The 7,849-nt window shown below is 42.3% G+C and carries 10 protein-coding genes and 1 other RNA gene; 8 read left to right on the top strand and 3 right to left on the bottom strand.

The genetic code is table 11. From position 1 onward, the window contains the following. Together ssrA and HRQ63_RS25670 are read left to right on the top strand one after the other, a co-directional pair. Positions 1-73: a transfer-messenger RNA gene (ssrA, locus tag HRQ63_RS25675) on the top strand; the annotation flags it as partial. Between the two features lie 284 nt (positions 74-357). Further along, entirely contained in the window at positions 358-543 is a 186-nt protein-coding gene (locus HRQ63_RS25670; protein ID WP_037285752.1) for a hypothetical protein, read from the top strand. Positions 544-906: 363 nt separating this feature from the next. Here the strand turns inward: HRQ63_RS25670 and HRQ63_RS25665 are convergent, their stop codons facing one another. The 3 genes from HRQ63_RS25665 to HRQ63_RS25655 form a co-directional block, all read right to left on the bottom strand. Next, on the bottom strand, positions 907-1,566 hold the full coding sequence (locus tag HRQ63_RS25665) for an ankyrin repeat domain-containing protein (RefSeq protein ID WP_172247949.1): 660 nt from the start codon (positions 1,564-1,566) through the stop codon (positions 907-909). Between the two features lie 3 nt (positions 1,567-1,569). Next, positions 1,570-1,827, bottom strand: coding sequence for a hypothetical protein (locus tag HRQ63_RS25660; protein ID WP_172247948.1), 258 nt, complete (start codon positions 1,825-1,827; stop codon positions 1,570-1,572). Between the two features lie 79 nt (positions 1,828-1,906). Continuing rightward, on the bottom strand, positions 1,907-3,643 hold the full coding sequence (locus HRQ63_RS25655) for an S-layer homology domain-containing protein (RefSeq protein WP_172247947.1): 1,737 nt from the start codon (positions 3,641-3,643) through the stop codon (positions 1,907-1,909). Positions 3,644-3,808: 165 nt separating this feature from the next. On the opposite strand from HRQ63_RS25655, the gene HRQ63_RS25650 reads away from it, so the two are divergent. The 6 genes from HRQ63_RS25650 (at position 3,809) to HRQ63_RS25625 (ending at position 7,552) form a co-directional block, all read left to right on the top strand. After that, complete coding sequence (locus tag HRQ63_RS25650) at positions 3,809-4,171, top strand: helix-turn-helix domain-containing protein (protein WP_172247946.1); 363 nt, start codon at positions 3,809-3,811, stop codon at positions 4,169-4,171. A 334-nt stretch (positions 4,172-4,505) separates the two neighbouring features. Further along, the gene (locus tag HRQ63_RS25645; protein ID WP_172247945.1) at positions 4,506-4,724 is read left to right on the top strand and encodes a hypothetical protein; all 219 of its coding nucleotides are present in this window, start codon (positions 4,506-4,508) and stop codon (positions 4,722-4,724) included. Positions 4,725-4,748: 24 nt separating this feature from the next. Beyond that, positions 4,749-4,928, top strand: coding sequence for a hypothetical protein (locus HRQ63_RS25640; RefSeq protein ID WP_172247944.1), 180 nt, complete (start codon positions 4,749-4,751; stop codon positions 4,926-4,928). A 185-nt stretch (positions 4,929-5,113) separates the two neighbouring features. After that, entirely contained in the window at positions 5,114-5,725 is a 612-nt protein-coding gene (gene radC, locus HRQ63_RS25635; protein ID WP_172247943.1) for a RadC family protein, read from the top strand. Positions 5,726-5,864: 139 nt separating this feature from the next. Further along, on the top strand, positions 5,865-6,749 hold the full coding sequence (locus HRQ63_RS25630) for a hypothetical protein (RefSeq protein WP_172247942.1): 885 nt from the start codon (positions 5,865-5,867) through the stop codon (positions 6,747-6,749). Next, positions 6,746-7,552, top strand: a complete 807-nt coding sequence (locus HRQ63_RS25625) for a hypothetical protein (RefSeq protein WP_172247941.1) — start codon at positions 6,746-6,748, stop codon at positions 7,550-7,552. The genes HRQ63_RS25630 and HRQ63_RS25625 overlap by 4 nt, the downstream gene beginning before the upstream one ends. Positions 7,553-7,849: the final 297 nt, after the last annotated feature.

Here is a 7,849-nt window from a genome sequence, read left to right as displayed (position 1 = left end):
ACCGTGACTACACCCGTAGAAGCCTATGCTGCGTTATCTTCGGACAGGGGTTCGACTCCCCTCGCCTCCATATGTACCATCAGTGAGACCGCCTGCGAAGGCGGTCTTTTCTATATTTTCTGGATGATTCAGGGGTACATTGCGGTTGTAAAGACTTGATACATAAGGGATTGAAGTGATGGCTGTTGATGTGACCAGTGACAGTCACTGATTGTGATTATGGAGGATTCAATATATACGAATCAGTACGAAGTGGTATTTAGATTTTTTTGGTTTTAATTGTCTTATAAGAAATAAAACCCCTTGTTGATGTCTCGCTATGTATGATAGAGTTTGTCTAAAGGGAGGTGGTATTATATGGCAACCACGTTTAAAGATTTAGAAGGAAATACAGTTACAATTGAAGATGGCTTAACATCGGTTAGCTCTGACACAGATGTTGAGTCAGGAGAAGTTACAAGATACATTGTAGAAGTGGATGATATCCCCTACGAAGTTGCGAAAAAGACATATGAAGCGGTTAAGAAACACATAGGAAAATAATAATATTTTGTACTAAAAAGGCTGTAAAGCTAGAGCTAAGAGGAAAGGTTTACGTTAAATCGTAGACCTTTTTTTGTATATAAATGCGAATTGGGTGAAGTTTTGAGGATATTGATTGTTTTTTTCTTGCAACCCAATCATAAATGGATTTTCATGCACTTCTGGATGTTTAAACTTCTATATTTATTTACTTCGATAAAAATCTACGTGATTATCATTCTATATATTCTCATTTCCTCGATTTTGTAACCATGTAGCACTCTATCCGGCCTTCGGCCTAAGTTTTTTTAAGCTAAGTATGCAAAAAGGACAGAAGCGACGCACTCATCGCCTTTGTCCTCTTTTTCAATCTCTCCTGTGCTTTCAGCGTAATCGAATCAGCGTACCATTCTCTTCAACATAATCCTCCGGGTATAGTTGCTCACGAGGGATATCCTCTACGGTTGCTCCATACTCCTCCAACAATATCAACGCATCCTCATTCAGCATTGACTTCGCCAAGTGAACGCCAGCATTAGGATCGGCTCCGTATTGTATCAACGTCTGAATCATATGAATCTGGTCTTTGGTTATAGCCGTCTGCAAGCCGCTTGTTGCATCTGCACCATAGTCCAGCATGAGTTGCACTAGAGTTACATCTTCTGTGCCGATCGCATCGTTGAATGCCATTGGATCATCTTGAGGATCAACGCCGTTTTCGAGCAAAAACTGTACCATCGGAAAAGGATCATCGTTGTAGTTGATCGCCAGCGACAGATTTCCTACAGCTACACGATCTGCTCCGCTTCCGTAATCTGCGGCTTCATGTGGGGAAGCTCCCTGATCTATCAAGCGTTGCACCTCTTCCAAGTTGCCTTCCCTGACAGCAATGTTCAATTCCGAATACATGCCGCCGTATGTGTTGGCATCCGAGGAAAAAGCGGGTGAAGACATGATGGATTCAATTGTACTTCCGCAAGCCGACAATGCTGTACTTAAAATCATCAACAAACCGATGTTCAACCACGCTTTTCTTTTTCTCATACATTATTCTCCGCTAGCCATGCTGTTTGCTTGAAGCATTGCTGCATAGGCATTTCCATCGTCGTAACCATACCGAAGAATGTCGTCCTGAATCTTCGTAGACATAAACAGAAGTGTACCTGCGATGATCAGCAACACGATACCGATCAGTACATGCTTCCCTTTTCTTCTCACAGCGGCGACGATGATATAAACGATGCTAAAGAGCTGAGTAATTCCGCCGACGATCTTCAATATAAAAGCGATCATTGTCATTTCCAACCTGTATCCCTCACTTCGAGTGTTGTATGGAGTCATTCATCATTCATCATTCGATCTCGTTGCATGGTTCGATTTCAAATCACAGATTGATTCTGCGGATGGAATAGCTATTCGGGTCGTAGAAAAGAATATTGCCGTTTGTATCGAAACTGAGCTGCTGCATTTCTTTGATCGTTGTACCGTCGTTGTAGACCAAATCCTCACCTTTGACGAATGTAGTCATCTGCCCGTCGGTTCCCATCTCATAGACGGTATTCACTTGAGTCATATACAACTTGCTATTGTAAGTACCTACGCTGCTGAAGCCCATCCGATCATATTCGATTACTTTTTCTGCTTTGACGGGGAACAGTTGAAGATTATAAAGTTTACTGCGGCCAAACACATAAACGTTGTTCTCTGTTGCATAGGCAGCAGCGACAGGAGCGTATCCATACGAAGAATCCGAAATATCAATTATTCCATTGTCTTGGCTACTTGCAACCAAGTCCATTTGGGAGCCGTTTAGCTTTCCTTCATACATGTAGGATTCATCCCAATCATTGCTTCCGTATAAGACAGTATCCGCAGTTGGGAAAGCAACGAAGTTGATGTAGTGTGGATTAGCACTATTGAGGTCGTATGCAGCTACACTGACGTTACCGGTTATATCGTAAACGAATATGCCTGGAGAAGTGTTAGCTTTCCCCGTAGCGGTCAGGTACACTTTATTGCTGGCTGCATTATAAGCAAGCTTATGCGGAGTAAGACTTGAGTAATCGTAGTGTTTGGCATTTCCATCCGCATCTTTATAATCCCAGTTGAAGCTTTGATCAATGGTTTTAAAAGTTTCAACGGTGCCGTTAGAGCTATTGAACTTACGTATCTTTTTGTTTCTGGCATCGAGGAAATAGATATTGTTATCCTTGTCTACGACCATACTGTCGATCTTGTTGATCTTCGCTGTCCGCACAGGGCCATCTACATCTCCTGCTGCTGATCCACCAACGAGTGTTTCCACGGTGAACTTTGCGGATGGTGTAGTTGTAGACGAGTCAGTAGATGGGGCTGGATTAGACGGGGTGGAGACGGGTGTGGATGGAGCGGTTGTTGTTGTACTTTGTCCGTCGCCGATCTGCTTGTTGTCATTCCCGTATTGATAAGCACGCCAAAGCATAACCGTTGCTTCTGCTCGCGTGATCGTAGCTTGTGGACGGAAAGTTTCATCTTGGAATCCGGATACGAGCCCGTTTTCGACAGCTAAGGCAACGTAGTTTTTTGCAGACTCGGATATGCCGTCGTAATCGCGGAACATGGCTTTAATTGTGCTTTGGTCCGGTAAACGGTTGGTATCGTAGCCTTTGAGCTTGACCAATGCAACAGCTACGTCTTCACGTGTTGCAGGTGCGGATGGGTTGAAAATGTAGGAACTATCCGCTGTGCGATATCCTGTCATATAGTCTTTCACAGCTTCGATAAACGGCGAAGCCCAGTTGGTCGCCGGGATATCAGAGAATGAGGAATAATTCACTTTCTTCGGTGTAACACCAGAAGCCGTAATCATGATCTTGGCAAATTCTGCTCGTGTAATCGTATTGTTCGGTCTGAATTTTCCGTCTGGATAACCACTGATCACTTTACGATTCACCATTTCTGCAATGTAGGTGTTGGCCCAGTGTATGGATGGAAGATCGGCAAAAGTAACGGTTTGTGGAGTTGTATCCGCAGCTTGCCATTCTTCACCGTACGTTGGCAGTGCTGCGGATGCGGTTGTTGTTGTCATACATGTAGCAGCTACCACAGATACAGCCGTAATACTGAGAAGCTTTTTAAACATTCTCTTTCCCCCTAGAAATGAATAGTTTGTATTGAAAGATAACGATCAACAGGGATATTTTACTACAAGATATCTATAAGGTAACTTATAAGTTTACTTTTGATGAACTATGATGGTGTTATTCTATTTCTTACTGTCTTCTACCCTTGAGGTAGAGGTGATTGTATGTCGGAATCAGAGTTTGTGAGATTGGTAGGCGAAAAGGTTAGATTGATCCGCAAAGCAAGAGGAATGACTCAGGAAAGACTTTCGGAGTTATCGGGTTTGAGCGAAAAGTATCTATCCGATACAGAGCGAGGAATTTGTAATATTTCGTTGGAATCATTGGAAAAGATCATGAAAGCATTAAAGGTAAGACCACATGAGCTTTTTCTCTATGCGGATCATGCAGAAGCAGATAAACAAGAATTAATCGAACAATTCGTTCCGTTGTTAGCGGATCGCGATCTGCATGAAATTCGTTTTCTGCTTAAAGTTGTACAAGAGTTTGTAGATACATTTGAATCGAGCGATAAGAAGTCGCTATAGATCAAAAAAATCATAGATTTTCCCGAGGAACCACCCTTTATATAGAGTAAGGGTACCCTGTCCGTTTCACGCCCCACCCCTATTTATAAGGCTCAACTTCTACTGATGATGCAGTAGAAGTCGAGCCTTTTTTTGTTATGCAAATGAGAGCAAAGAAGGCTGTGTTTTATGCTTTTTTGCTTAATGCAGAAAGTGTTGTGAAAGCTTAGGAATCACACCTAAGAATGAAGTGCCTACTTCCAGACGACGGAGTGGGCTTTTTGTCGTTGCGTGACAGAGAACCTATTAGCGGCTGTGAGAGGATGCTGCACTTACACAAAGGAGATGAATGCAGATGGCTGTGAAAGAAAACTTGCCTGTAGCCATGCAGGAACTGCTACGGCAATTGGTGGTGAACGGAGACATCCGCATGGCTGGCATCGTGTTGTATGCCTATTGCCGTCGGAAGTACCAAGCAAATGATGAGACGGCTGCACGCTGGATGGTGGCCTATTTCCGCCGCGAGTTTCCACATGAAATGGAACGGCACGCAAGCAAACTGTCGGCATTGTAAGACTACGAAATGGAGGAAAAGAAGATGACGTTCGAGTTTTTGAGAAGAAGCGAGGAGAAGGATTATTTGGGCTATTGCGAGCGGAAGGGTTTCGTATATTCGGTATGCAAAGGTGGCGGCCGGTATGAGATCGTGGCATTGAATGACGGGGATGTAGAGACGTTGATTACGTATGTCGTGCGGCAAGAGAACGGCGTGCTGTGAGCTGTTGCTTGGCTTTTTTCAGCATTGTAGAAAGACAAGGTCAAATCCTGTCACAAAAAGAAAAGGTCGCTCACGAAGGCGACCAAGGTAAATAAGCTTGCTTCATCATAAACCAAACATACAAAGCATTCAAGGGGAGATCACGCTGATCTTCCCTGTTTGCATTCTAAAGGAGAATAGAAAGCATGAATGTACAAATGCAGATGATCCGCCCACTGTTTGCAAAGGCTATCGGTCAGCAGAAGAACTCGGATGTTGTAGTCGCTCTTTTTGAAAACTACGCTACGCTCACGGAATTGATGAATACATCCGAACACGAGCTTACACGCATCAAAGGAGTCGGACCAGCAATGGCTCAACGTATTCTGGCAACGATTCAACTCACTCAAAAAATCAATGCACCTGTATACGGACAACGTTATACCATTCGCAGGCCAAAAGATGTAGCTGACTTATTGACTCCTCAGATGAAATGGCTGACGCAGGAACACTTTGTGATCCTGACACTGAATACCAAAAACGTCATGATCGGATCGCCTCAGACCATCTCTGTAGGCTCTCTAAACGCCGCGATCGTGAAGCCGCTGGATGTATTCAGAATCGCGATACAACGTTCAGCGGCCGCGATTGTTTGCGTTCATAATCATCCGAGTACAGACCCTACTCCGTCGCAGGAAGATCGGAATGTTACGTCTTTGCTTGTGGAAGCCGGGCGGCTGATGTCGATTGAGGTGTTAGATCATGTTATCATCGGCGGCGATGCGTTTTATTCGATGAAGGAAAATGGGTTGATGTAAGAGATTTAAATCTATTTTAGAACTAAGGTAGAGAATAGCTGCCTGTCTAATGTTATTCTCTGCCTTATAATCTTCATTGATTTCTTGTCTGAAAGATGGGAGCATTATGTAACAAAGTCTTGAAGCGGAGGTTTGTTGGATGACTGATATAACTGGGGCAATTAGTATTCAAACTTCAAAGAGTTCATCTAATTTTATCTGGGATAGGCAATGGTTCATGTATCAAAGAATATTGATATCAGAGATATACCCTGATTTCCCAAACGATGATGTGCTTCGTATCTACTTATTTCTTTGTAAACATATTGACCAGAAAAGTGGGAAAGCAAAAGTTACGAAAAGCTCAATTAACAAGCGTCTTCACTATACAAAACAAACAAATCCAAATGCTCATAGATATTTGCTGGCAGTAAATCAATCTTTGAAATGGCTTGAAGATAAAGGCTTCATAAGACAAACAAATCTACGTAAAAGAACATGGTATGAATGCAAGATTCTCAAAGCCCCTGATTTTCGATCCATTCAAGACTATAGACAACCTTCATTTGCAATTTCCAATTGGTATACTTTAAAAAATGAAAATCGAGGCTACAGTATGATTCCTAAAAGTCTATTTTCTGATAGAAAATTGTCCAGCACTTCTGCTAACCGTAAGATATGGACAAATGGAGTTTTGAAAACGCTGCTCATACTTTATGCACATAATTGGCTGGAATATTACGGGGGCATCGATCCAAAAATTCTTGAAGTAGATACAAGGGGGCGAGCGGTGCCTTCGGACTGGCTATGTTGCAATCTAAAAGCAACCAAAAAAGATGTGAAGACATGGATTCGATTTCTCCGTAAGAAGAAGTTATTACAATCAGTCGAATGCTACTTTGAGAACAATATTTACTATGGAGATGTATTATGTTGTCCGCCCCCTTCTAAATACGATATCAAGAAGATATTCCGGCCTACGTACTTAATTGCTCATCAACTTGATAGTGATTCAATGAAGAACAAGAAGGCGAGGATGTTATGAGAAAGAAGATGAATTCGGTTAAAGCGACATGGGATAACGGAACTCATACAATTCTACATGATCGTAATTCCAAACTGATTATTCAAGGCGAAATCTTTAGGAAGCAATATGAACACAATATTCGTTCAACAGTAAACACGGTCAAAGTCCTACAAGATGTAACTATGATGGATTTTCAATCTAAGATCGCGATGTTATTTCGCTCGGAGTTAGGTTTGCAACGTATTGGGCTTCCGATTTCAGGTCAATTTGAAGTGAATGTAAAAGTTGAAACCACAAGAACGATTCAAGACATGCCTTTAATTGGAGTTCTCAAGAGTGTAATAGATGGGCTTAATGGGAGTATTATAAATGAGGATCGTTACGTTGTATCTGCATCTATTGAATACATTAAGCGGGGTCGTTCAGTCACTCACTTAAACGACATTTTGAGTATTGAGTTGTTGAAAGTGCGTCACACGACCAAGCAAAGTATACTTACTTGTTTCAATATTCCCATTTATGTTGTTGCAAAGCGAGAAGCGTTGTTGTTGGATTCTGATGATGCGTTGCTTTCATTTGATGAAACGGATTTTGTTGAGGCCGCCGCCCAAGGGCTAATCGCTGACGGAATGACATTGAATAATTCCAAAGAGTTGTATATGCGATTTACGGGTTACATTGATGATTACGATATCGACAACATGGCTTTAATCTATTTCGATTTGTTGAAGGCAATCGGTCTAAATGAGTCTAACATTCATAGGATTTTATTAGAGAAAGAGCAGAGTAAAGTACAAAAGGTGAGCTTATCGCTTCAATAAAATACAGCCATATGACGAGATGAACCCTTGTCACTACTGGGTTCTGCAAGACGCACGCATCCTCCAAGACGTGACATTCATAAAGGGCCCCCTACAACCGCATATTTTTGCATTGAGCCTGATCTTCTACTGAAGATCGGGCTTTTTTGCGTTGCAATCATTTGATCTTTATTTCCTTGAAAGTAGGTGATTCAAGTGTAGCTGATGGCGTGCATCATTTTGTCGTTGTCGTTGTCGTTGTCGTTGTCGTTGTCGTTGTCGTTGTCGTTGTCGTTGTCGTTGTCGTTGTCGTTGTCG

It is taken from the genome of Saccharibacillus endophyticus (genome assembly GCF_013185185.1).
Taxonomy (GTDB): domain Bacteria; phylum Bacillota; class Bacilli; order Paenibacillales; family Paenibacillaceae; genus Saccharibacillus; species Saccharibacillus endophyticus.
This window is presented reverse-complemented; position numbering and strand designations above follow the sequence as displayed.